The following is a 25,820-nucleotide window of genomic DNA, read 5'->3' on the forward strand; positions in this document are numbered from 1 at the left end:
GAAAAATGGATCTAGTTATAAGCCACGGTCGATGACATATGCCTCGCCGTTACACTCTAAATAAACAGCACAAGACGAGTAATTAACTTTGCCGCATTGCTTCAACACAATGGCATTACCGCCTCGTTGGGTCACTTGTAATTTGAGTGACTTAGTCATTGAAGACAAACTTGGAAGATCATCTAACTTTTCAGGATCTGATGAATTTTCACAATATGAAGTGGTCACATCGCCAAGAAACTGCGCTTTGAACCTAGACATTTCTGCTGAGGTGTAGGTATCAACCCCTGCTATTGTGGCGTTACCTAGCGCAATTGTACCCGCATTGGTTCGCAGTGACAGGTTAGAGCAACCCGACACAAACACCATACTCAAGATGGCGGCAACAGAGACAGTAAAAACAACGTACTTCATAAAAAATCCTTTTAAAAAAGCATGTTCATCAATGTACTGATAAACATGCTTAATAATCATTTGGCTAAAGTTAACCTAAAATAACACTTAGCCAACTATTTACGACAATATTAATTGGCTTTTTGTTTTGCGTTAAGCGCTCTTTGCTTGAGAAAGTATTCGCGAGTTAAGCCAAATACCACAGGGCTTAATAGCACTAACGCAATTAAGTTTGGAATCGCCATCATCGCGTTCAATGTGTCGGCTAATAACCAAATAAATTCTAGCGAACTCACTGCACCTAAAGGCACAACTAAGGTCCAGATTAGACGAAATGGCTTAACTGCTTTGTCGCCTAATAAGTATTGAACACATTTTTCGCTGTAGAAACTCCACCCTAAAATAGTGGTAAAGGCAAACACAGCCAAAGCGATGGCCACGATATAGTTACCCATGGGCAGTGCATGTGAAAATGCTAGAGAGGTTAATGCTGCGCCGTTTTCGCCAGATGTCCATGCACCAGAAACCACAATCGCCAAGCCCGTTATTGAACATACAATGAGCGTGTCAATGAACGTACCTAACATGGCCACTAAACCTTGCTTCACTGGGTTATTCGTTTGCGCCGCCGCATGGGCAATTGGCGCACTTCCTAACCCGGCTTCATTTGAAAATACCCCACGTGCCACACCAAAACGAATCGCAGCCCATACCGCCGCCCCCGCAAAACCACCTTGGGCCGCTACTGGGTTAAAGGCACTTTCAATAATCAACATAAAAGCAGCAGGCACTTCGTCTGCATATACAACTAATACCGCTAAACCAGCGGTAATATAAAATACCGTCATCAATGGCACTAACTTACCAGCCACTTCAGCAATACGTTTAATACCGCCCATGAGTACCGCACCCACCAGCACCATTAACACCACACCTGTAACCCAACTAGGTACACCAAAGTTACTGCTCATCGCATCAGCAACTGAGTTAGCTTGTACGGTATTACCAATACCAAAACCGGCAATCGAGCCAAACAGAGCAAATGCAGTACCTAACCAGGCCCATTTGCTGCCTAAACCATTCTTGATGTAATACATCGGGCCGCCAACATGGTTACCGTTAGCATCTGTCTCACGATATTTTACCGCCAGAACGGCTTCCGAAAACTTAGTCGCCATACCCACGAGCGCCGTACACCACATCCAAAATAATGCCCCTGGCCCACCAATAAAAATCGCCGTAGCCACACCAGCAATGTTACCCGTACCAATGGTGGCCGATAATGAAGTCATGAGGGCATTAAATGGACTAACATCACCTTTTTCACTTTCATCAGTAACCTGACGACCCGACCATAATAATTTAAAACCTCGATTCAGCTTTAAAATAGGCATGAATTTTAAGCCTATCGACAAAAACAACCCGACCCCTAAAATCAAAATAAGCATGGGAACGCCCCATACTATACTGTTAATCATACTGACAAATTGCGTGACTGCTTCCATGTAAAAAACCTCATAATGAGTAATGACTTATGTCGAATATTATAATTATTAGATATTTGGTTATTTTTATTATGGTTACAGTGGCCCAACTCCACTGCAACGATTGCATTTTTTAGATTACCCCGATTAAGTTAACCATGGCAACCCACCGCATGACCTAATGAATCATCTTCAAGATGAGTCATTAGCTCATGCGCATACAAATTATTTTTCGAGTACCACTTTCAATGACTCTAGACCTTGCTGTAAATCAGCACCTATCATGGTTTCAAAATCGATAAACAAAAACATTAAGTTAGTTGGATAAGCAAAGTGACCACTAAACCCCCAATCAACTTTAGTTTGATTAGCATTAACGGATGCAGTGCTCATATAGGCAGGCTCGGTCGCTTCAAAGGGTGAGATAAACCGTAATTCAAAATCGATACGTTTACCTTCATCTATGGCAATAATTTCTTGCTCGCCAACACCTACATCAGGGTTTTCACTGGCCCAGGCAGACACAAAGCCTACTGCCGCATCAGTACCGCGGTAGGTTTTGACCATATCGGGATCCATTTGCGCCCACTTACTGAAATTATCCTGGTTTTTTAGATGTTTAACGTAATTAAAAACCTCGGAAATCGGTTTATCTATGGTGATAGTGCGAGTGACTGAATAGTCTTTTTGAACAAATAGGGCGACAACAAAAGGGATCGCAATAATAGTCGCGACAACAACGAGAATTTTTCTAAGCATTATTATTATCCTCAAGTATACATAGCGTTATATGACAGACTTTTTGGCTTAATGGCCAAAACGCAATCTCCTCAGTATACCGACTAACAGCAGGCTAACAATAAAAATTAACATCTAGTTAACAGTAGTTTCTCATTAAACACACAACTGACTTTGCACCAACGGCTAGCGCTAGAAATGCACTAGCATGAGCAGAGGCCTTTAATAAATGACAAACCTTTGCCTACATTATATCCACTGGTCATTTAACGCCGTTCGATCGCTATCGATTTCGCCCGTATTGACGACACCTCGAGGTTCGATAATCATGATTTTGCATTCTCCTTTCGCCATGGGCTTATGCTCAACACCTTTAGGAATAACATACATTTCCCCAGCCTGAAGTGTGATGTTCTGATCGCGAAAAGCAATCTGCAACGTTCCCTCCATCACAATAAATACTTCGTCAGTATCGGCATGTTCATGCCAAACAAACTCACCCTCGACCTTAACCAATTTAAATTGATAGTCATTCATTTCCGCAATCACACGAGGAGACCAATGCTGATTGAACAAAGAGAACTTGTCATTGAAATTAATCACTTTCGTTTGCATAGAAACGTCCCTAATGAATGGTAATTATGGTTATGGTTATGGTTATGATTTTAATTCTGATTTTGGTTCTGGTGAATAAGTTTCGACGGGATCGCTATTGAATTGTTGCGCCAATTTAGTCATACATGACTGACAAACACATTGGCCATTCGGCAAATCAACCAAAGTAGATGCCGCTTTGTATTGTGCAATGATCAATGGCATGTTTAACGCTTGCTCAGCACACCAGCATGCATCGATGGCTAACCCTTGCTCCATCGCACAACCATTAGCTTGCTGGCAAAGTGGGCACGATTGTGCTGCTGAAGTAAATAATGTCATTGCCCTGCCTATATGGTGATGATGATAAATGAATATACTGACATTTATCATCATGCTCAATAAACGCTATGCGCATTACATTTCTGAAAACGTATTAACAATCGATAAAAATACCCACTAAGCGTTAACTTAATGGGTATAACTGACAATGATTGATGGTTAATACAGAGCCAATATGATTACTTTATATTATTTTTAAGCGGAAAAACCGGATATGAGGCCGTTCCCAAAACAGGCTTACCAGCAACGGATTGGCCATAATATCCTTGGTGCTTATGATAGGTGGCTTGAGTCTTACTCACATCACCGTTAAAACGAGGATCTTGTGGGCGATCAAACGAATTAAGGTAAGCCGCTACATCCCAAGCTTGCTGAACCGTTAATTGCACGCTTTTGCCTAAAGGCATATTTTCATAAATAAAGTCAGCTGCAGTATTGACCCTATGCATGCCAGCGCCCCAATTATAGCTTTGAGCTCCCCATAATGGTGGCAATGCAGTAACACCAGCAATCACTTGTCCTTGACCATCTTCACCATGACACACTTGGCAATGTGTTTGATAAACTACCTGGCCGCGTTCTGGAGAATAGGCCAGTTCAGGTTGAGATGTTTTCGGATAGCCGCGCCCAGGAAGCTGGCTTAACGCTGCTATATCCAAATGTTTAGCAATAGCTGCTGGCATTGGGAAATCATCCCGTTTACCACCTTTAACCAACTCCACATCAGACAATTCAGGCACTGGGCCAGCAACCTTGTATTGGTCCATTAATCCGCTCATGCCTAACCAGTAAGAATAGGCCGATATTGCTACTAGCTCAGGAGAGTTTGCCGCCGGAGCTTTACCGTTCATCGAATAGGTAAAACAACCTTGTATGCGCTCTTGAAAAGAGTTTACTTTATCGTTTTTCTTGCGATAAGCAGGATAAGCAAAGTATGCCGCCCATAAAGGCGATGCATTGGCTTGTCGTCCTGAATTCATATGGCAGTTAACACAGTTGAGCTCATTGCCAACATACTTATCTCGCAGTTGTTGGGTGTTAACAAACAATTGATAACCTAAACGAACCTTGTCACCAAAATCCCCCTCAGGAATAGCAGTTAATGGTGCGGGTTGAAGATAAACAGCATCAGCTTTTTTCTCCAGCGCAGGTAATGCAGCTTGGCGATCGGGTAGTGTCGTCGAAGACTCAGACGATTTTACCGCAGTAGGCTTCGCCGGAACTTCGGTCATTAATTCATCGGCCTGTAAAGGCAAGCTAAACAGAGCGCCAATGGTCAATAGCGATAATAATTTCATAGCCATGTCCTTATTTTATATTGGCAAAAAACTGAGATAACCCATCGATTTCGGCAGCCGTTAATTTCAGCGCAATATTGCCCATCATGTTATCAGCATCGCCTGTGCGAGAGCCCTCTTGCCAGGCTAACAATTGAGTTTTAAGGTAACTGGCTTGTTGCCCCGCTAAACGAGGAAACTGCCCGCCCCCCACGGCAGACGGACCATGGCAACTCACACACGCTGGAATGGTACGTGACCAATCACCTTGAAAGGCTAATGTTTCGAAAGGATCGCTAATACCAACCTTGTCACCACGAAATTGGAGCTGAATGTCTGCAACAGGTTGCTGACTAAAATATTGCGCCACCACAGCAATATTTTCACCTTGCACCGTAGCAGCCATTGCCAACATGGTTGGGTTTTGACGTTTACCGGCATGAAATAACGCAAGTTGATTGCTGATGTAATCGGCAGATAAGCCTGCTAAACGAGGGCCAATAATATCGATACCTTGACCTTGTGCACCGTGGCAAGAAGTACACAGCTGAGCCGCGGCTGGAACCGGCAGTTGTGGGGGAGTTGTTTCTGCAGCTTCTGCTGTCATAACAGTTAACATCGTTATGCCAGCCAATGCAGCGAACTTGTACAAGGATGTTTTCATCATCACACCTCTTTAGTCATTCGTGATTGGTTATTGTCATACCACCATAGGCTAAATATATTTAAAAAAGAATACGGCAAACGTCGAATATTTAAACAAAAATCCCGTTAATGAAACCATTAACGGGATTTTTGTTTGCGTAAACTTTACATTGTGCTACTTCGGACGCACGCCTAATGTATGGCAAATGGCATACGTTAATTCTGCACGATTAAGGGTATAAAAATGGAAATCTTTAACACCTTCACGAGACAATACTTTCACCATATCAATAGCAACGTTGGCACCCACTAACTGACGTGTTGCAGGGTCGTCATCTAAACCTTCAAATTGGCGATGTAACCAATGTGGAATAGCAACATTGGTCATATCAGCAAAACGCTTAGTCTGTTTAAAGTTAGTCACAGGTAAAATCCCTGGGATAATCTCAACATCGATACCAGCTGTAACGCAGCGGTCGCGAAAACGTAAGTAAGATTCAACATCAAAGAAAAACTGAGTAATGGCGCGATTAGCACCCGCATCAATCTTTTTCTTTAAGTTAATTAAATCGGCCTGCGCATTACGCGCATCTGGATGCACTTCAGGATACGCCGCTACCGAAATATCAAAGTCGGCCACAGAGCGCAGTAAACGCACTAAATCATTGGCAAAGCGAGTTGGTTTTGGGCTACCGTCAGGTAAATCACCGCGTAATGCAACGATGTCTCTAATACCAGAATTCCAATAATGCTTTGCCAGTTCAACTAATTCTTCATCACTAGCATCAACTAAGGTTAAATGCGGCGCAGCGAGTAGATTGGTTTCTTTCTGGATACGTTCAATCACGCTATGAGTACGGTCACGTACACCAGAATTGGCACCGTATGTGACTGATACAAATTTAGGGTTCAATGGTTCTAAACGACGAATAGAATTCCACAAAATCTCTTCCATTGCTGGCGTTGATGGCGGAAAAAACTCAAAAGACACATTAATATCATTCAGCTCAGACAAGCTCTGATTTAACGACTGGGCATGTTGTGCATGATGAAAAGCCATAATGTATTCCTTCAACTTCTGTAACACTTAGGAGTCTATACCAATCAACTAAAATGATTAATTCAACTTAAATCATTTAGCCGTTTGGACGTCTATATGTCCACATACTAGTTTAACTACATCTTAAGTCAAGCTAAAAAACCATCAATAAGCAATTTGTAGTAATCACATTGACGCTAGGCCTAAATAGTAGGTTATAGAAAACAGCTTAAATCAGCTTTTTGTTCATTAGCCTACAGACAATATCATTTGATGATGTTCAAATTGTTTTGATCAAAAGTGTCAGCACGTGGGCGATAAACATGATGATGAGGAATGAGTGCAAATACGTGAGGTGATATGCAGTAAACGTAATGACCCCTCCCCCCACTTAACAAGTTGCATAATGTTTGGTTTTATTAGCAGTTGCTTTTATTTGCGAACTAGATCGACTTTTATAAAACCTAAATACATAATTTCTGTTTATTGTGCTAAATTTAAAATTCACCGTTCTAAATTTCATCTATCGAGAGACGACTATGGCGCATCGTTGGCAAATTGCAATTTCTGCTGGTTTATTGGCAGCTGTTTGGGCTGGTCTTGCTGATGTATTTCATCTCGTGACATGGGTAGGCTTTCTCGGCTGCAGTACCTTTTTCGCTCAAACAGAAACAGGTGCTAAAGGCATGATGATGGCGATGATGACCAATCTTTCCGGTGTATTCTGGGGCTGGTTAATTATTGCAGGCAGCGGTGTTCTAGGTTCGCCAATGATCAGCTATGCATTAACAGGCATTGTCACCGCATTTATGTGCTTACAAGCCAGTAATAAAAACTTCGCCTTTATTCCCGGCACCTTTATCGGTTGTTGCATCACTTTTGCCTTAAATGCTGATCTAGCCGCTATCATTCCACCACTTATTATCGGCGCCGTACTCGGTTACAGCATGAGCCTACTCACTGGTCTATTAATAACGTTAACTGATAAAACCACAGAATCATTAAAAGATGACGCGGTTGAAGAAGCCTAAACACAGGCGACTTAGATTGTATCGCCTTAAGAGTATTCGTTACCTGCGAGTAATTGACTGCAGCGACAAGCTGAACCAATCCTTATTTATTATCTATTTTTTAATTGATGTCGATTAGATCTTTAAGCTTACAAAAAGCAATCTCGTTATATTACTGATACCAAATCGTAATATTTAACATCGCTGGCATAAATGATCCACCGCTTTGAGTTTGTTTAATCTCTGTAATTTCTATAGATGTTTGTGTGGATAACCATAAATTAATTTCGTCTTGTAAACCACAATCAGGTTGTTCTATCGGTTTCATCCAAAAGTTTAGTTTAGGCTTTAACACTTTAGTAAAAACTTTGATTTTCATACTTATTTTCGAACTCCATTTCAAGAGATGAACACTAGTCATCTAACATTTTAGTATTTATGCGTTGAGCGGTTTACGGCAAATAAAGAATAGAGCTGAATTCCAGCTCACAAACATTCCCGAAATGGCATAAAAAAGACCATTAATAATGGTCTTTTTTAACAAAACTACTCTTGTAACAGGTCTTTGCAAATATGCACTAAATCCGACTGCACCGCTGCTGCTGTCACCTCTCGCCCAGCCCCTGGGCCGCGAATAATCAATGGATTACCTTGATAAAACGCACTACGAATAACAAACACATTATCCCCTGGGGTTAAATTCGCATAAGGATGATTATTATCAACCCACTGCAAACCCACTTCAGCCTGTAACTTACCTTCGACTTTATCCAGCGAAGCCACATAACGTAGCACCTTGTTCTGTTCAGCTGCAGCGACATACTGCTGCAACAAATCGTCATCAAGCTCACTAATGCGCGCTAAAAAGTCTTCAAGTGATAACTCAGCTAAGGCTTGAGGCACTAGCGAGTTGAGACTAATATCTTCTAGCTCTACCGCTAAGCCAATCTCACGAGCCAAGATTAACAACTTACGTTGCATATCGCGGCCAGATAAGTCATCACGAGGATCCGGTTCAGTAATGCCTAAACTGCGAGCATGAAGTACTAATTCTGAGAACGGCTTGCTGCCATCATAATTTTCGAATAACCAACATAACGTGCCCGAAAAAATCCCACCCACGGCTTCAATAGTGTCACCACTATTACGTAAGTCATTTAACGCATGTTGAATAGGCAAACCTGCGCCACAGCTGGCGTTATAACGCCAAAATAAGCGGCGATTACTCAGCTGCTGCTTTAATTCGCGATAAAATGGCAACGGCCCTGAACCGGCTAATTTATTGGCACTTACCACATGAATACCACGAGCAAATAGCTCTGGATATTGCAAGGTTAAGGCGGCACTAGCACTAATATCTAAGGCGACAATTTCATCGCATGATAACTGCGCTAATTGATCAAACAGTTGATCATAATCCCATTCAATACCTTGCTGTTGATAATCTTGCTGCCATTGTTCAAGGTTAATTCCGTCGTTAGAAATTAATGCTTTTTTAGAACCGACTAAACCAACGAGCTCAACAGAGGCTTCAAGTTCGTGATCTAATACTGGACTGGCGCGTTTAAACAAATCAATCCACGCCTCACCAATGTTACCCACTCCCAGCAATAACACTCCAATACGCATTCTTGGCCCAGCACAACGACGATGTACTTTTTGGGTCAATAAACTCACTTGAGCTTGCGGTACTAAGGTGACCAAACTTAATGCATCTTGATAAATAGGTTTGGCATCACGACTGAGTAGTCGGGCAAAACTGCGTCTAAAGTGATGAGCATCAGCACTGACTAATGCCACTAGGCCTAAGTCAGTTTGGGCACTCAACTCTTCAATCAAAAATTCGCTGCTGTATTGAGTGAGCAAAGCTTGCACTTGTTTCTGGCTTTCAAGCGTTAACGCCAACTCAAACTTATGTTGTGCTAGCGACCAATAAGCTAACGGCGTGATACCTGCTTTATCCAAAATGGCCAGTAACGGTTCAATATCTGCGTTCATTTTAAAACTAAACAACACCACTTCATTTAAGTTAGTGACCACAGGCGCACTCGCTGATGAACTCAGTGGCGCGATTAAAGTAAAGTCAGTGTGTGAAGCATAACTTGAGCGTACCGCTAAACTCACTTCAGTATTAAACAGTGGCTGTAAGGTCCGAGAATGCAATACAGGAGAGCCCAGGCGCGCTAAGCGGTCAGCTTCAGCTAATGACATACTCTTGAGTAATTTCGCATCATTAATTTTGTTAGGGTCGGCATTAAACACCCCTTCAACATCGGTCCAAATGGTTACACGATCAATGTCAGCTAAGCTGGCAATCAAAGTGGCACTAAAATCAGAACCATTGCGACCCAGTAATAAGGTATCGCCGTGGCGATTTGCGCATATAAAACCGGTGATAACTAAACGCTCTTGCGGGTGCAAGGCTAATAAGGCTTGTACCTTGTCACGAGACTCAGCGACTAAAATATTGGGTACGGCGCCTTCATCGGCAACCAAAATAGAGCACGCATCGACATGAGTCGCAGCTACGCCCATTTCTCGTAACAAAGCGGCCATTAAGCGCGCCGACCAACGTTCACCAAAACTCACCACTTGGTTTAATTGGTAATCGTTACGTTGCTCTAAAGATAATAAGCTGACTAACTGAGATTTGTCGGTAGACAAACGTTCGCGTAAATCACGCGCTTGCTCGTTTGACAATAATTGTTCAATTAACGTTTGCTGGTAGCTGATCAGAATTTGCAGCTCTTCTTGCCACAACTGACCACTGTCACGCAGGCTCAATAATTTGTATAAGAAGTTAGTCGTTTTTCCGGCGGCGGATACCACAACTAAATCATCACTCTGACCATGCGTAAGTAGAATATGTGCAACACGGCGATAGCAATCTGCATCCGCTAAACTTGAACCACCAAACTTATGTAAATGACTTCGCGTCATTACTGACTCCTTAAACAACTACGACTTTTGTTGCGACTGCTAGACTTCTATTTTGAAACCAATAGTGTTGCAAGTGCATGTTTTACTATTTTACCCAATTTGGTCGAAACCACAGCTAACTTAAACTCGAATTAAGCTGATTTTATCGCGGCAACAGCTGCTAGGCCTGCTTGAATATCGGTCAAGAGGTCATCTGCATCTTCAATACCGACAGATAGTCTCAATAAAGTCTCTTTAATACCAGCCTCTTGCCTTGCTTGTGGGTCCATTGCTCTATGGGTCATAGTGGCCGGAACGGCGACTAAACTTTCCACCCCGCCTAAACTTTCGGCAACACTAAACAACGACAGCGCCTTTAAAAATGCCACCACTTCCGCTTCGCCGCCGATTAACTCAAAACTTAACATAGCACCAAAGCCTTGTTGTTGTTTTGCCGCAATTTCGTGACCTGGATGGTCTTTTAAACCCGGATAATACACCTTTGCCACTACATCACTGGCGTTGAGTAACTCAACAATCTTTTGTGCGTTACGTTGATGCTCACGAATTCGTACCGCTAAAGTACGTAAGCCTCGCAAGGTTAAATAACTGTCAAATGCTGAACCCGTAAGCCCAAGAGTATTTGACCACCAATGTAACAACTCACCCACTTCAGGATCTTTAGCGACTACAGCTCCACCGACCACATCGCTATGACCATTGATGTATTTGGTGGTTGAGTGAATAACAATGTCTGCACCCAATAACAATGGCTGCTGTAATATCGGCGATAAAAAGGTGTTATCGACTGTTACTAACGCGCCAACGTCATGGCAAGCTTGGCTAATGGCAGCAATGTCGACCACGCGCAATAAAGGATTCGATGGCGTTTCTAACCACACCATTTTCGGTTTTTGAGCTATTGCTTTGCTCAGCGCTTGTGCGTCAGTTTGATCAACGACCAATAACTTAAATTGGCCTTTTTTGGCCAAGTTAGTGAATAAGCGGTAACTGCCACCATAACAATCGTGCGGCACAACCAATAAATCATCAGGACCAAGTAAGCTAGTCACCAATGTAATCGCGGCCATGCCGGTACATGTCACTACACCGGTTGCACCTTGTTCAAGTTTGGCGAGTGCGTCGCCTAGAATACATCGAGTAGGGTTACCCGAACGACTGTAATCAAACTCGCGTGGATTATTGTGGCCATCGAATGAATAATTGGTCGATAAATAAATCGGTGGCACGATAGCACCATGTTGTGTGTCTGTTTCAATACCTTGGCGAACGGCCAATGTGGCGCTTTGATGCTTAGTCATGGTTGACTCCTAAAATTTCACAAACACACAAAGAGATGTCTAGACGTCCAAATTTACCTAAGAGATCCCCATCCGTCAACCAAAATAGACGTTTAGACGTCTAAACATCAAGAAATCTATTTGCAATCGGGATTAAATAGTAGCAATAATTTGACTAGAGATTGTAACGGTTTAAAATCTGCAGCGTATTTATCGTTAAGGGTAAGTTAATGACTGAGTGGAATGGCGAATATATCAGCCCATATGCCGAGCACGGCAAAAAGAATGAACAAGTAAAAAAAATTACGGTTTCTATCCCTTTAAAAGTATTAAAAGTACTGACAGATGAGCGGACGCGTCGCCAGATAAATAATCTGCGCCATGCAACTAACAGTGAACTGCTATGCGAAGCATTTTTGCATGCGTACACAGGTCAACCATTACCTTATGACGGTGATCTTTCAAAAGATCAGCCTGATAGCATTCCAAGTGAAGCGAAAAAGTTAATGGATGATATGGGTATCGAGTGGGAAGAACTCGAATAATTCACTGATTAGTGATTACCTCACAAACTTTTAAACTGCCCTATAAAGAAGCAGTGATGTTTTAAAGAGAACTTATGATGTCATTTATCGATCCAACGACCTTGATACTGGCATCAATTATCGTGTTTTTTGGCGCGCTAACTCAAAGCTTAATTGGCTTTGGGTTAGCCGTTGTTGCAAGCCCGCTGCTGTATATTGTTAATCCTCAATTAGTTCCAGTTCCGATAATTGTTATGGGCTTTGCCATTTCTGCAATGACCTTGTTTAGAGAGCGTGGTCACTTACAATTTAATGGTTTGCAATATGCCTTACTCGGGCGAATTCCAGGGGGGTTTTTAGGCGCTGGATTATTGCTGTTTGCCCCACAAGCAATATTAGGCTTAGTGATTGCAGCTATTGTGTTTATTGCTGTTATTCTTAGCATTTTTCGCTTTAGCGCCCCCATTAATCGTCTCAGTTTATTTATCGCAGGGGTATTTTCGGGCATATTTGGCAATATCGCTGCCATCGGCGGTCCGCCAATGGCCATTTTGCTTGCAGGCCAAGACCCAAGTCAATTTAGAGCCGCTTTATCAGCCTTCTTCGTGTTTAGCTCATTAATAGCGCTAGCCATTTTAGCCATCGTCGGCTTAGTTGAAGTGAAGCATTTATGGCTATCACTGCTATTATTACCTTCAGTCGTTGCTGGTTATCTTGTCTCGGGTAAGTTAATTGGTCGCGTTGATAAAGATAAAACCCGTATAGCCACATTAGTGTTATGTAGTATTAGTGCAACCGTGTTAGTTATTATGTCGACCAAGACGTTAATGAGCTAATCAACTATTCTGCACCTGTAAACAAAACGAGCCATCAATGGGCTTGTTTTCTAACAATGATTAAAATCTTCCCCTTCTATTTATCAAGCAGTCTATTTCTCACCTAAAAAACGCCATCAATAAGTATCAAAAAAAACCGTTTCATCTCCCCTAACAAACTCATTATCTATATGCAATAGATCCATATCACACTAGTTCATTAGATTTCTTTCAATTAACTTTTTTTCAATTAGATTTTTCTCATGGATATGATCTACTTCAAATTAACACTACCCACTTTTAGGTAACATTGTTTACAGCAAAGAAATAATTAAATGTTGTTAAGCACGACCCTAATAAGCCCGACAGAGGACAAAATGATGAACACATACATTAAAGTTGGTATCGCAGTTGCTATGGCATTATCACTTGGCACCCAAGTGATGGCCGCAGATGGTGGTAATCCTAAAAAAGGTAAGCACCTATACAAAAAAGAATGTAAAGCCTGCCACAGCGCTAACAGTGAAGGCCTTGAACTCACCCCAATGACCAAAACCATGAGCCAATGGGATCGTTTTTTCACCCGTGATAAGCACAAAGCTAAACCTGCCGTTTTTGAAGCCTTATCAGAAAAAGACCTGAAAGACATTCAACAGTTCTTATATGACCACGCCGCCGATTCAGACCAACCAGCTACCTGCGGCTAAATCATCAATGCTGAGTATCTTTTCGTTCTAAACGAAACATCAGCCAATAAACCAAACGAAAAAACTGTGAGGCTTAGCCTCAGGGATTCTGACACAAAAAATTTGCCAAATTGACCATGTTATTTGGCAAATAAAGGGGAGAAAGACCATGAGAACTCTCATCTCAATATTAGTGGCTAACGCGCTCTTTATGAGCGGCGCAAGCCTAGCAGCAGATACAGATGCACAAAAGATTGCCGATCTTAAACAACAACTGGCTACGATTAATGAAGATCTTGATTATTTAAATTCACGAGTTGATAAAACCGAGCGTCACACAGCTTTAGACAGAATAGCCATTACGGGTGATTTTAGAACTAAAGCACATTCATTACATTATCAAAACGTCACTTGGAACCCAGCCATGAACGTTAACTTTTCTGACTTTGGCGCTAAAGCCATGTCAGGAGCGTTTGGCGATCCAAATAGCGCTACCTCACCGTTAGGCCAAATGATGATGGCAAACCCTGATTTAGCCAGCGCGTTTCAAAGCGGTATGCTACAAGGTGTTATGCCAATGCTGTTAGGCCAGAAAACCCAACAAGACATTGATAACGATATATTTTATACCACGCGCTTACGCCTAAATATTGATGCGAAAGTGTGGGATAACGTCAGCTTTGCAGGACGTTTAACCATGTTTAAGAGTTGGGGAGACTCTGCTGGGGTTAAAGTATTCGACTCATGGAACTCTTTCACCATGGACGGCACCAGTAGCGGTAGCACCAGTGGTGATGAGTTAAAAGTAGAGCGCGCCTATTTTAATTGGAAAGACATTAACGGCAGTGGCACTTACCTTTCTATTGGACGTCGTCCTTCAACGTACGGTCCACCAAATCATTATCGTGAAAATGAACTCAGAGGCGGCACGCCATCAGGTCACTTAGTTAATTTTAACTTCGATGGTCTTACCTTAGGTTACAACTTGGGTGATATTACTGGTATTGAAGGCCAAACAGTACGTTTTTGCTATGGCCAAGGCTTTGAATCACAGTACGGCAATGGCGAATTGTTTGGTGACATCATCACTAAAGATACCCACCTCGGCGGGTTTAATATCGACGTGATTAATGACGGTAACCATTTCTTACAGTTCACTTTATTCGGTGCTAAAGATGTCAATGATGGCTTTACGGGCACCATGGCATTCCCTACTCAACTGGCGGGTATCTTTGCCCCAACCATGTATCAAGACATGCAAAAGTTTGACAACTTTAACTTCGTCACCCGTGTACAACCAAGCGGTGTCATTGGTGATATGTACTTAGGTGGTTTAGGTTATGCCTATGAAACCGATGACGATCTGAAAATGTTTGCCTCATTAGGATGGACTCGTGCTGAACCTAACGGTAATGCAGGTTTGTTCGGTGGCATGTTAAGCGATGCAGTATTTGAAGCAGAGTTGAACAGCACTGGTACTGAAATCATTATGGTGCCAAAAGAAACTGTTGATAGCGACACCAAAGATGGTTACGGCATTTATGTAGGTATGCAAATTCCTGCACCATACGGCAAATTCGGTTTGGAATATAACTACGGTTCTAAATACTGGAGTCCCTTCACCCAAGCACAAGACGACCCGATCGGCAGTAAGTTAGCCACTCGCGGCCATGTTGCTGAAGCCTATTATATCTTTGATATTAATCCAAAAATGTTTATCAAGTTAGCTGGTTTGTATTACGACTATGAATATACCGGAAGTGGCTCACCAGTAGGTGCACCGATGAAGGTTGACGATGTGATTGCCGGTAGCGCGTACTCAATGTTGCCAGTTGTTGACACCGCCTATGACATCAATGCCTCACTGACCGTTAACTTCTAACGCTAACTTAACCTTCTAACTTGGCCCCCCTGAGCACAATCTCAGGGGTAAGGACAAACACCATGAAATTATTATCAGCACTGGCTGTATTACTGTTATTAAGCAGTAGCGCACAGGCTGCCTTTAACCACAAAGAGGCGCTGAAAGGGCCTTTTGCTAATGGCCCTGAAGTGACGACACAATGCTTAACCTGCCATAAAGAACATGCTGAAGAGTTTATGAAATCTTCACATTGGACTTGGGAGTTAGAGCAAAAACTACCAGACCGCACTGTGATGCGCGGTAAAAAGAACAGCATTAACAACTTTTGTGTATCAATATCGGGTAACGAACCGCGTTGTACCAGTTGTCATGCCGGTTATGGATGGAAAGATTCAACATTCGACTTTAAAGACATGACCAAAGTCGATTGCTTAGTTTGTCACGACACCACGGGAACTTACATTAAAGATCCTGCGGGCGCAGGCGAGGCCTTAGCAAGAGTCAATTTAGCCAATGTTGCCCAAAATGTAGGTGCACCCGTGCGTGACAATTGCGGCAGTTGCCACTTTTACGGTGGCGGCGGTGATGCGGTTAAACACGGCGATTTAGACTCATCAATGTCTTATCCAGACAAAGCGACCGATGTCCACATGGACACCGATGGAAATGACTTCCAGTGTCAAACTTGTCACGTTACTGAAAATCATCAAATTACCGGTAACTCGATGGGCGTATCACCTGGTGGGGAAAACAAAATTGGTTGTGTAAACTGCCATGATGCTGCGCCTCATAAAAATAAAAAGCTCAATACACACACAGTAACTGTAGCGTGTCAGACTTGTCACATACCATCATTTGCTAAAAATGAACCCACCAAAATGCGCTGGGATTGGTCACAGGCAGGACAAGATCTTCCTGAAACAACAGACCAATACGGCAAGCACACCTTTATGAAAAAGAAAGGCAGCTTTATTTGGCAAAAAGACGTTAAACCACAATATGCCTGGTTTAATGGCCGCGCTGATGCGTATATGGCTGGCGATAAAATGGACCCAACTAAAACGGTTAAATTAGCTTATCCATTAGGTGATATTCGCGACCCTAAAGCTAAAATCTACCCATTTAAAGTGCACACGGGAAAGCAAATCTATGATACTAAACTCAATATTCTAATAACCCCTAAAACGTACGGTGAAGGTGGCTACTGGGATAAATTTGATTGGGACTTAGCAGCCAAATTAGGCATGGAAGCTAACCCAACCATGATAGAGAAAGGACTCAAATACAGTGGTCAGCATGGCTTTGTTGAAACCGAAATGTGGTGGCGCATCAACCACATGGTGTCACCAAAAGACAAGGCACTACAGTGTAATGACTGCCACAACAAAGGCGAGCGTTTAGACTGGAAAGCCCTTGGTTATGATGGCGACCCAATGAAAAATCGTAAAGGTATTAAACACACAAAAGCTGACTAATACTCAGATAAGCTCACTGCAACAGCAATAAGCTGATACAAAAAAACCGCTATCGACTTTACGATGGCGGTTTTTTTATTCGCTAAATAACGAACTAAAAATCCAAACCTTGGCACTGAAAATCTTGTTCAATAGCACTGATGGGATCGGTAAAGCGCAACCGTTTAGCCAACAACTGCAACGGCTTATCAAAGTTGTCTAGCCCTTTAGGTTGTAGTACTGGATAAAAGCGGTCGTGTAAAATCGGCATGCCTAAACTTTGCATATGTACACGTAATTGATGAGTTTTACCGGTAATAGGACTTAACTCAAATAAGCCAAAACCATTTTTTACCGCCACTAAACTGATTTCAGAATGGCTATTCGCCTCGCCTTCAACCACCTGCATGGTAAAGCTTGGATTTGCCGCCACAATACGATTTTTAACAGTCCAATGAATAGGAAGCGTACAAGTATTATCGGCTAATTCACTCAGCAACGTAGGCGTTAATTTAGCGATTGCTTGATAATCTTTAGTGATCTTGTCATCTAAAAACAGCTGATGATATGCATGGCGTGTTTGCGGATTGAGCGTCATTAACATCACCCCAGCCGTATCTTTATCTAGCCTGTGTGCTGGTGCGACCGTATCAATTTGAGTCGCGATACGTAATCGATGCACTAAACATTCATTGACGTAATTTCCGCCTGGGGTAACAGGTAAAAAATGCGGTTTATAAACAATAATAGTGTCGTTATCTTGATACAACACCTGCTCAGCAAAAGGCACTTTCGTTTCGGCCAGCACTTCGCGGTAATAATACACTTTCGCAGTGGCTTGATAGGCACTCTCTGCGGTAATTAGCTCACTATTTTGCCAATGTACTTTGCCATCATTGATACGCTGTTGCCACACACTGGGATCGATTTGCTTAAAATGATCGATCAAAAATTCAAGTACTGTGTGGTATTGCTTACCAGCTAATTCATTAGCACGCGGCAACACAATATACGAAGGTTGAGCGGCAATGGCAGCGTTTGGTGTTTGGGAAGAGCATTGAGGACGATCCGCAGTGTAGTTTGATGAATTAGGCATAAACAACTTGTCTATATAAAGATGAAGGTAAGGTTCAAACGAGAAGGTATCTTATCAGGCTAGGCCGAAAATGTATCTTGATTATCTCGATACCGATAACACAATATTGCGCTTATACATCCACGTGAGATTTTAGTAATTGCAGCACAAAATCCATAGTTTTATGGCAATTAGGTTGTTCAACTAAAATCAACTTATCACGATTATACATAGGTAAAACCTCTAACCAACGCTGACTCACCCAAGCGGCATCTTCTAAATGAGTTTGTGAATACAATTCCAGTAAATCTGGATTCACTTGATAAAATTGTTCAAGTGCGGCGCTGATAATTTCAAACTCACCCGCAATGGGCTCATGGCACCAATTAGCGCAAGGGAGCGCACGAGCAATCCAACAACCATCTCGTTTTTGCGCGGCAGATAAAATTTTAAGACGCTGTGTTCCCTCAACAACGATGCTTAAAGAATCATCATCTAACTGGTTGAAATCAATAATATTGCATTGGGTTGCTGCAATATAACAAGGCAGTTCGCTATTCACTTTCAATGGCGCAAATGCTAAACCATAGTGGCCTTTTAGTACATCGGCAACCATGGCTAAATCACTCGGTGACACGACTCTAATTTCAAGTCGTCCACCGGGTAATAGCACAGCATCTTGAATCAGTAATGCTACTTCTTTTGTTTGCATAACAGCCTCCTACACCATAGGTGAAGTTACTGAACCAAAGTCAAATCAATGAAACAAGTGTAGCAGTGGTTAATTATTCAACAACTTAAGTAGCCTAATATAATGCTTACTACCGACATAACCACCCGTTTTCGCTACGCCCTACTCCAATAGACCTTGTTTAATACGACTATCTTTCAAAAAAAGTACAAAAAACATTCAACTTATTGGATCTTATAAACGCTCAATACGATCCATAATAGTGCCAGAAGCAACAATTTCAGCAAACTCGTCAGCTAATTCCTGGCTTTGCTGCACGCTTTGCTGCCAATAGGTAATCCGACTTTTAGTATCTAAATTTTTAAAGTCTTCACGGTCAGGAATTTTACTAAACGGTAAGCTTGCAATAAATTGCTTACTCGGCGCTAAAATTAAACCATTGTGATAATTCGCTTTCGCTTTACGCCACAATAAGGATTTATCAAACCAGCCTGGGCTCATGTACGGGTAAAAGTGTGGATACAAACTCAAGCCTGTAGCGGCAGGCAATGGCATATCAAAATGATAATCGGTTATGCCACCATCGTAATAATGACCTTTAGGCGAGCCTTGCAGATCTTTTACCGGATCAAGCAATAGCGGGATCGATCCTGTCGCTAGCAATCCATGGCGGATATTGTCTTGAGTTAACTCGACATGTTTGGTGGGCAAATCTTTCAAACGTCTAAAAGGTGATGCGGCGTCTTTATGGCTTAAAATAACCCGTTCAAAGTGCCAACCTAAGCTTTTACGATTGACCACATTACTTACTGCAGCCATCGACAGTCCCATCATTAAGCCAAATTTGGCATGAATGCGATTTAAATGACGGGCACGACAAGCCACCATATGATGACGAATTAACGGATTAGCAATAATATCAGCACCTTGCTGCTCACCTAAAATGCCATCAACAATTTGTAATACTTGGGCACTGACTTGTTCACGAGTCGGCTTTTTTTCGTAGTTCTGATGAATATAAAAATGCTCTAAACGTTCATAGGCCGCCAATGGGTCTTGTTGCGCCATACAAGCTAAACGCCACGCACCCGACGACGCGCCCATGGTATAAAGGGGATCTTCGCGATCCTGAAAAAACTCACTAAATAAATATTTATCTAAGCCTGCTATCGCCAACCACTTAGGTCCGCCTGATGCAGCAAAGAGCTGAGTAAACAATGATTGATCTAAGCCATTCGCTTCTAGTTGTTCGTAAGCAGTTGGTCCAGCAAGTAAACGTAATGCAGGCAATGTACAATCCTTCTTATATTTGTAATGCTGTTATCTTTGTAAAACTGTATGCTTTAGCGCTAATACGCTAGCATATTTTTGTGGTTCATATCTTACGGAATTTTTATGATTGTTGATACTTTAGCAAATCGTCACCTATACACTCAACTTAGCCCGAGATTAGCCAAAGCATTAGCCCATCTCGCGGACACAGACTTTAGCCAGCTTGAAGTGGGCAATTATCCGCTTGAAGGCAAAGATATTTTCGTTATCGTTAATGACTATGAAACTAAGCCTAAAGAAATCGAACCCTTTGAAGTTCATCAACAGTATATTGATGTGCAGTATGTGGTTAGCGGGGAAGAAGAATTTGGCTATTTACCGTTAGCCAATCAAACACCTTCTAAGCCTTATTTTGACAAGCATGACTATGCAGAATACGACTATGAATCTAACAAAGATGATGCGGCGTTTATTCCGCTAAAAGCGGGCATGTTTGCACTATTTTTCCCTGGCGACATCCATATGCCAGGCACCAGCCCAACACCACAAAAAGTTCGCAAAGTGGTGATAAAAGTACGGGTATAACGATATGGCCTTAACAAATGATGAATACTCAGTCCTACTGCTGAATTATTAGCAAAAAATCGCTATTTGAGAGAAGTCTGCTAAAGTTAATTCCAGTACAAGAAGCACCTCGACAGAGCACTTGAGATAGTCTCAATAGAATACTGAAAAGAGACTTCAATAACGTTGTTATCCCAAGCTAAAGACAAATATACACCTACCCTGAGTAAAATATAAAAAGCCCCGAGACTCTCCGCTCGGGGCCTTTTTTTGTCAATTAAACTCGCATATCATCATGGATAACACTCATATGGTAAGTTGAACCGTTGAAGTGGTATTTTTTAATGCGATGAAGATCAATCCTTGTTAAAATCAGGGCAACTTTATAGGAGAGTCTTTCAATGGCAATGTATGTAGTGGGTCACAAGATCCCTGATTCAGATTCAATTTGTGGTGCTATAGCATTAGCATATTTAAAAAACCAAATCGATGAACCGGCAATTGCAGCCCGTTTAGGCGAGTTATCACCAGAAACCGCATTTATTTTAGAAAAATTTGGGTTTGAAGCACCAGAATACAAAACCAGTTACGCTGGTGAAGAAGTCTATATTGTTGACCATTCAGAAATTACTCAAGCACCAGATGATATCGCTCAAGCGACTATCGTCGGTATTGTCGACCATCACAAATTAGGCGACCTAACCACTTCTACTCCGCTAGAATGTTGGATCCGTCCAGTTGGTTGCAGCAACACCGTCATCAAAATGATGTACGATTTCTACCAAGTAGAAATTCCAGCAAACATCGCTGGTATCATGATGTGCGCCATTTTAAGTGACACCGTTATTTTCAAATCGCCAACCTGTACCACTGCCGATATCCGTTGCGTTGAAGCGTTAGCTAAAATCGCCGGTATAGAAGACTTTAAAGAACTCGGCATGGATATGTTTAAAGTGAAATCAGCAGTTGAAGGCACACCAGCACGTGACCTTGTTATGCGTGACTTTAAAGACTTCAACATGAACGGTAACCTAGTGGGTATTGGCCAATTAGAAGTTATCGATTTGTCTGTATTTGACGATATCAAAGCTGACTTAGAAGCTGATATTGCTAAATTGAAAGTTGAAGGCAATCGTCACAGCGTATTATTGCTGCTAACCGATATCATGAAAGAAGGTTCAGAAATGTTAGTTGTTTCTGATTCAGCAGACTTAACTGAGCGCGCTTACGGTAAACCTACCGTTGATGGCCGCGTGTGGTTAGACGGCGTATTAAGCCGTAAGAAACAAGTTGTACCTGCACTGCAAGATGCATTTGCAAAGTAATACTCTGCAAGCAACTTAAAAAAGAAAAAGCTGAATCAATTGATTCAGCTTTTTTTATGCTTCAAGGCCTATCTATTATGTCGATTAACTAACTTGGTATATCACAGCCCCATAGCTCAATGGAGGGCTGCTCAGTGGTAGGCTCACTCACCCAATAACTCATAGAATGGCATTGTTGCCCAGCCTGAGTCGATGACACACATAACTGATAATCGCCTGCTTCTGGAGTGCGGCCCAACTTTAGCATTGGCAAAATAGGCAAATGCGGTTTGTAGTGCCAACTGCCATCTTTTAACACTGCATCGGCAGGGATCTCCATTCCTGCGCCACTGCCTTTTACCCTTGCTTGTTCTAAAATAAAACCTTCATTAGTTAATCGATAATCTTCGGCCCAACGAATTTTCTCAATAGTGTGAGTCCAAGACAATGTCATCTGTTCAGCAGGCACTTGAGCCCATATTGTGCCTGCTAAACCCAAACATAGCCCTAGCATTATTCGCCCTGCGCTAAACGTTTTAGCTTACGTGCACGCCATACGTGGTGCAAAATAAACACCAGTGCCAAACCAAAGCCTAACTCATCACTTAGCGGTGTCGCCATAATTAAACTGCCACCAGCAATAAAGCCTAAAACACGTTCCCACCAATAAAGGTTTTGTAATAAGTAGCCGGTAAATATCACGCCCCAAATACCTATAGCAACCGTCGCTTTAAGGACCACATAAACCGTTTCTAGCACACCACCACTTTGGAGCATTAACGCAGGGTCGTACACCGCCATAAACGGAATAATAAACCCAGCAATGGCAATGCGAATGGCCCATAAACTGATTTTTAAGCCTTTCTCTTTGGCGATTGGCGCCGCGGCGAAACACGCCAGGGCAACGGGTGGTGTAAGGTCTGCCATAATGCCAAAATAAAACACAAACATGTGCGACACAATTAACGGTACGCCTAAATCCAGTAACGCTGGCGCGGCAATTGAGCTGGTAATAATGTAATTAGGAATTGTCGGGATCCCCATACCTAATACCAAACACGTCACCATCGTCAGCACTAAAGACAAGAATAAGTTATCTTGGCCGACAGCCAGAATATAGCCGGCAAACGTTGAAGCAATACCGGTTAGTGACACAACACCAATAATCACGCCCACTAGCGCACAAGCAATACCTACAGGTACTGCATGTCGCGCACCTTCAACTAACGCATGCATACATAATGTTAGGGTTTCTTTGCCACCTTTAACAAACCAACAAATCACCACCAGCATAGCGATAACGCCAAACATCACCCCTATACCTAATTGGAAAAAACCTGCACATAACACCCCTAGCGCTATCCAAAAAGCAAATCGCATAGCAGCTGATGATAGATTGAGAATAATGGCCGAACCTAAAATAACAATCGCAGTGAGTGCTAAGCCAACCATGCCGGAAAACAGCGGTGTACGACCTGAAAACAGTAAACCAATCAAAATAAATAGTGGGATTAATAAGTACCAACGCAGCTTAATTGCTGCCCACGGATCTGGACATTGGTCTTTGGGTAAACCAGATAAATTGGCGCGTTTAGCTTCTAAATGCACCATCCAGAACACCGAACAAAAATACAATACTGCGGGGATCATCGCTGCTTTAGCAATTTCAATAAATTGCACATTAATGGTTTCAGCCATAATAAAGGCTACGGCTCCCATAATCGGCGGCATAATTTGGCTGCCCATACTGGATGTGGCTTCTACCCCACCCGCAAAAGCAGACCGATAACCAAAGCGCTTCATTAACGGAATCGTAAACTGGCCAGTGGTGACCACATTGGCAACTCCCGAACCGGTAATGGTGCCCATGAGTGCTGAAGACACCACCGACACTTTTGCAGGCCCACCCACTTTATGACCAAATAAGCCCATAGCAAAGTCGGTAAATAAGCGGATCATGCCTGCTTGCTCTAAAAAGGCACCAAACAGAATAAACAAGAAAATATAGGTCGCTGATACATAAGTTGGCGTGCCATATAAGCCTTCGGTACCAAAGGCCAACTGGTTAACTATTTGGTCGAAACCATAACCTCGATGCATCAACTCACCGGGTAAATACTCACCAAATAAACCATAGGCCAAAAAAATACCGCAAATAATCGGCAGGGCTATTCCCATCACTCGTCTTGCGGCTTCAAACACTAAAGCGACTAACACCACACCAATAATCATGTCATTTTGGGTTAAATCACCAGAACGTTGAATTAAGTCTGCTTCGAACACCCATTGATAAACCGCGGTAGCCATACCCGCTAAACCGAGTATCCATGCCAAAGGTTGCCATGGCTGACTCTTGCCTATACCTGGGTAGCTAATAAACACCACTAATAATAAAAAGCCCACGTGTACGGCGCGCAATACTTGTGTCGAAACTGGATGAAATGCCGCGGTGGTAATTTGGAAAATAGAAAAAATCAATGCTACTGCAAACAAGGCTTTTGGCCAGTTGCGAGTATCGGCACTTAAGCCTTGCTCTGGTTCGTTAATTTGGGTTGGATCGCTCATGGTATGCCTCGACACTTACTACAACTAATAACCTCAGCTCAGAAAAATGAGTCAATTAACAATGACGTTGACTCAATCAGTCACTCTTGATCTAAAACGGAAGTTAGCAAATATGGTTGAAAGACAGAAATAAACAAGCGCTTGCTGGGTTTACCAAACAAGCGCTGTTAACTTAATACTATTACTTATAGCGCATTCACTTCTTTGTAATAGCGTTCTGCACCTGGGTGTAGTGGGATAGGCAGATCTTTTGCCGCTGTGGCTAAACTGATCGCCTTCGCAGCTGAGTGAGCAGTACCTAAACGGTCTAGGTTTTCAAACATCAGCTTAGTCATTTGATAAGCAATCTCATCAGACACCTTGCTGTGACTTACCAATAAGTTTTGTATCGCAACAGTACTCACATCTTCTGTTTGGCCTTCATAAGTATTAGCCGTAATCACCCCAACTTGATAAGCAGGATTATTAATTTTAGCGACAACATCTGCAGGGATAGCCACAAAGTTGATATCCATTGTTGCGGCTAAATCACGAATGGCTGCCATACCTAAACCTGACGATTGTAAAGTCGCATCCAATTGGCGGTTTTTAATCAGCTCAACAGATTCGGCATAAGGTAAAAACTCAACTTTACCCATATCGTCGTAACTGAGTCCTGCTGCTGCAAATATGGCACGCGCGTTAAGTTCAGTACCTGATTTTGGCGCCCCAACAGAAATACGTTTACCTTTTAAATCTGCAAGGCTATTAATACCAGCATCTTTATTGGCGACAATTTGAATATAGTTAGAATAGGTTGCCGCAATAACGCGTAATTTTTTAAGCGGCGCTTTAAAACCGGCTTCCTGATCACCTTCCCACGCTGCCGATACCGAATCACCTAGAGCAAGCGCTAATTCACCACGTCCAGCTTGTAGTAAATTGAGGTTTTCAACCGACGCTTTAGTCGCTTGAACAGAGGTTTTAGATCCCTCAATGCCATTGCTGTAAAGTTGAGATAAAGCCACACCGATAGGATAGTAAACGCCACTGGTGCCACCGGTGAGAATATTGATAAATGTCGGCGCGGCCATAACAGCCGTACTAATAGATAGCGCTGCAGCCGCGCCAATCATGCAAAAACGTTTGGTTAATTTCATCCTGCAATATCCTTATTTTTTATATTGTTATGAGTATTATTGTGTAGTTACACTACCACTGACATCCAGTGCAATCTATATAGACTAAAGGCTAATAACATCATTATAAATCGCCTTTATTCCGT

The 25,820-nt window shown here is 42.4% G+C and carries 25 protein-coding genes; 8 read left to right on the plus strand and 17 right to left on the minus strand.

Annotated elements, in window-relative coordinates; genetic code table 11:
* Positions 1-15: 15 nt before the first annotated feature.
* The 8 genes from EGC86_RS03655 to metF all read right to left on the minus strand — a co-directional run bounded on the left by EGC86_RS03655 (position 16) and on the right by metF (position 6,533).
* Positions 16-414, minus strand: a complete 399-nt coding sequence (locus EGC86_RS03655; protein WP_011638958.1) for a hypothetical protein — start codon at positions 412-414, stop codon at positions 16-18.
* Positions 415-524: 110 nt separating this feature from the next.
* Positions 525-1,898: an alanine/glycine:cation symporter family protein gene (locus EGC86_RS03660; RefSeq protein ID WP_011638959.1), complete on the minus strand. Its 1,374-nt coding sequence runs from the start codon at positions 1,896-1,898 to the stop codon at positions 525-527.
* 204 nt (positions 1,899-2,102) lie between these two features.
* Positions 2,103-2,636 (minus strand): SRPBCC family protein, encoded by a 534-nt coding sequence (locus EGC86_RS03665; RefSeq protein WP_123776640.1) that lies wholly within the window; start codon positions 2,634-2,636, stop codon positions 2,103-2,105.
* Positions 2,637-2,864: 228 nt separating this feature from the next.
* Positions 2,865-3,230: a cupin domain-containing protein gene (locus EGC86_RS03670; RefSeq protein WP_123776641.1), complete on the minus strand. Its 366-nt coding sequence runs from the start codon at positions 3,228-3,230 to the stop codon at positions 2,865-2,867.
* A 42-nt stretch (positions 3,231-3,272) separates the two neighbouring features.
* On the minus strand, positions 3,273-3,551 hold the full coding sequence (locus tag EGC86_RS03675; protein WP_165872329.1) for a cysteine-rich CWC family protein: 279 nt from the start codon (positions 3,549-3,551) through the stop codon (positions 3,273-3,275).
* Positions 3,552-3,730: 179 nt separating this feature from the next.
* Positions 3,731-4,849: a c-type cytochrome gene (locus EGC86_RS03680; RefSeq protein ID WP_011638963.1), complete on the minus strand. Its 1,119-nt coding sequence runs from the start codon at positions 4,847-4,849 to the stop codon at positions 3,731-3,733.
* Between the two features lie 10 nt (positions 4,850-4,859).
* The gene (locus EGC86_RS03685; RefSeq protein WP_425376020.1) at positions 4,860-5,447 is read right to left on the minus strand and encodes a c-type cytochrome; all 588 of its coding nucleotides are present in this window, start codon (positions 5,445-5,447) and stop codon (positions 4,860-4,862) included.
* 201 nt (positions 5,448-5,648) lie between these two features.
* Complete coding sequence (gene metF / locus EGC86_RS03690) at positions 5,649-6,533, minus strand: methylenetetrahydrofolate reductase (RefSeq protein ID WP_123776643.1); 885 nt, start codon at positions 6,531-6,533, stop codon at positions 5,649-5,651.
* A gap of 518 nt (positions 6,534-7,051) precedes the next feature.
* On the opposite strand from metF, the gene EGC86_RS03695 reads away from it, so the two are divergent.
* The gene (locus tag EGC86_RS03695) at positions 7,052-7,543 is read left to right on the plus strand and encodes a DUF1097 domain-containing protein (protein WP_011638966.1); all 492 of its coding nucleotides are present in this window, start codon (positions 7,052-7,054) and stop codon (positions 7,541-7,543) included.
* Positions 7,544-7,694: 151 nt separating this feature from the next.
* Here the strand turns inward: EGC86_RS03695 and EGC86_RS03700 are convergent, their stop codons facing one another.
* The 3 genes from EGC86_RS03700 to metB form a co-directional block, all read right to left on the minus strand.
* The gene (locus tag EGC86_RS03700) at positions 7,695-7,901 is read right to left on the minus strand and encodes a hypothetical protein (RefSeq protein WP_245423092.1); all 207 of its coding nucleotides are present in this window, start codon (positions 7,899-7,901) and stop codon (positions 7,695-7,697) included.
* Between the two features lie 167 nt (positions 7,902-8,068).
* Positions 8,069-10,462 carry a bifunctional aspartate kinase/homoserine dehydrogenase II gene (locus EGC86_RS03705; protein WP_123776645.1) on the minus strand — a complete coding sequence of 798 codons (2,394 nt, stop codon included), beginning with the start codon at positions 10,460-10,462 and terminating at the stop codon, positions 8,069-8,071.
* A 131-nt stretch (positions 10,463-10,593) separates the two neighbouring features.
* Positions 10,594-11,763, minus strand: coding sequence for a cystathionine gamma-synthase (gene metB, locus EGC86_RS03710; RefSeq protein ID WP_011638969.1), 1,170 nt, complete (start codon positions 11,761-11,763; stop codon positions 10,594-10,596).
* Positions 11,764-11,972: 209 nt separating this feature from the next.
* On the opposite strand from metB, the gene metJ reads away from it, so the two are divergent.
* From metJ to EGC86_RS03735, 5 genes are all read left to right on the plus strand, one after another.
* Positions 11,973-12,287, plus strand: coding sequence for a met regulon transcriptional regulator MetJ (gene metJ / locus EGC86_RS03715; RefSeq protein ID WP_011638970.1), 315 nt, complete (start codon positions 11,973-11,975; stop codon positions 12,285-12,287).
* A 74-nt stretch (positions 12,288-12,361) separates the two neighbouring features.
* Positions 12,362-13,102 (plus strand): sulfite exporter TauE/SafE family protein, encoded by a 741-nt coding sequence (locus EGC86_RS03720; RefSeq protein ID WP_123776646.1) that lies wholly within the window; start codon positions 12,362-12,364, stop codon positions 13,100-13,102.
* Between the two features lie 356 nt (positions 13,103-13,458).
* Positions 13,459-13,788: a c-type cytochrome gene (locus EGC86_RS03725; protein WP_011638972.1), complete on the plus strand. Its 330-nt coding sequence runs from the start codon at positions 13,459-13,461 to the stop codon at positions 13,786-13,788.
* Positions 13,789-13,936: 148 nt separating this feature from the next.
* A complete protein-coding gene (locus tag EGC86_RS03730; RefSeq protein WP_123776647.1) occupies positions 13,937-15,649 on the plus strand; it encodes a DUF3373 domain-containing protein in 1,713 nt (570 codons plus the stop codon).
* 62 nt (positions 15,650-15,711) lie between these two features.
* Positions 15,712-17,106 carry a tetrathionate reductase family octaheme c-type cytochrome gene (locus EGC86_RS03735; RefSeq protein ID WP_123776648.1) on the plus strand — a complete coding sequence of 465 codons (1,395 nt, stop codon included), beginning with the start codon at positions 15,712-15,714 and terminating at the stop codon, positions 17,104-17,106.
* Positions 17,107-17,200: 94 nt separating this feature from the next.
* Here EGC86_RS03735 and EGC86_RS03740 read toward each other — a convergent pair whose 3' ends face one another.
* From EGC86_RS03740 to EGC86_RS03750, 3 genes are all read right to left on the minus strand, one after another.
* On the minus strand, positions 17,201-18,181 hold the full coding sequence (locus EGC86_RS03740) for a pseudouridine synthase (protein WP_123776649.1): 981 nt from the start codon (positions 18,179-18,181) through the stop codon (positions 17,201-17,203).
* 112 nt (positions 18,182-18,293) lie between these two features.
* Positions 18,294-18,872 (minus strand): LON peptidase substrate-binding domain-containing protein, encoded by a 579-nt coding sequence (locus EGC86_RS03745; protein ID WP_123776650.1) that lies wholly within the window; start codon positions 18,870-18,872, stop codon positions 18,294-18,296.
* A 213-nt stretch (positions 18,873-19,085) separates the two neighbouring features.
* The gene (locus EGC86_RS03750) at positions 19,086-20,141 is read right to left on the minus strand and encodes an alpha/beta hydrolase (RefSeq protein WP_123776651.1); all 1,056 of its coding nucleotides are present in this window, start codon (positions 20,139-20,141) and stop codon (positions 19,086-19,088) included.
* Between the two features lie 105 nt (positions 20,142-20,246).
* Between EGC86_RS03750 and EGC86_RS03755 the strand changes: the two genes are divergently transcribed.
* Both EGC86_RS03755 and EGC86_RS03760 read left to right on the plus strand, forming a co-directional pair.
* Positions 20,247-20,708 carry a NanQ anomerase/TabA/YiaL family protein gene (locus tag EGC86_RS03755; RefSeq protein WP_102036963.1) on the plus strand — a complete coding sequence of 154 codons (462 nt, stop codon included), beginning with the start codon at positions 20,247-20,249 and terminating at the stop codon, positions 20,706-20,708.
* A 380-nt stretch (positions 20,709-21,088) separates the two neighbouring features.
* Complete coding sequence (locus tag EGC86_RS03760) at positions 21,089-22,012, plus strand: manganese-dependent inorganic pyrophosphatase (RefSeq protein ID WP_059745724.1); 924 nt, start codon at positions 21,089-21,091, stop codon at positions 22,010-22,012.
* An 88-nt stretch (positions 22,013-22,100) separates the two neighbouring features.
* On the opposite strand, the gene EGC86_RS03765 is transcribed toward EGC86_RS03760, so the two are convergent.
* The 3 genes from EGC86_RS03765 to EGC86_RS03775 all read right to left on the minus strand — a co-directional run bounded on the left by EGC86_RS03765 (position 22,101) and on the right by EGC86_RS03775 (position 25,695).
* Positions 22,101-22,505: a DUF1850 domain-containing protein gene (locus EGC86_RS03765; protein WP_123776652.1), complete on the minus strand. Its 405-nt coding sequence runs from the start codon at positions 22,503-22,505 to the stop codon at positions 22,101-22,103.
* The gene (locus EGC86_RS03770) at positions 22,505-24,538 is read right to left on the minus strand and encodes a TRAP transporter permease (RefSeq protein ID WP_123776839.1); all 2,034 of its coding nucleotides are present in this window, start codon (positions 24,536-24,538) and stop codon (positions 22,505-22,507) included. The genes EGC86_RS03765 and EGC86_RS03770 overlap by 1 nt, the downstream gene beginning before the upstream one ends.
* Positions 24,539-24,741: 203 nt before the next feature.
* Positions 24,742-25,695: a TAXI family TRAP transporter solute-binding subunit gene (locus EGC86_RS03775; RefSeq protein ID WP_011638983.1), complete on the minus strand. Its 954-nt coding sequence runs from the start codon at positions 25,693-25,695 to the stop codon at positions 24,742-24,744.
* Positions 25,696-25,820: the final 125 nt, after the last annotated feature.

Origin of the sequence: Shewanella frigidimarina, assembly GCF_003797125.1 — a bacterium.
Lineage (GTDB): Bacteria > Pseudomonadota > Gammaproteobacteria > Enterobacterales > Shewanellaceae > Shewanella > Shewanella frigidimarina.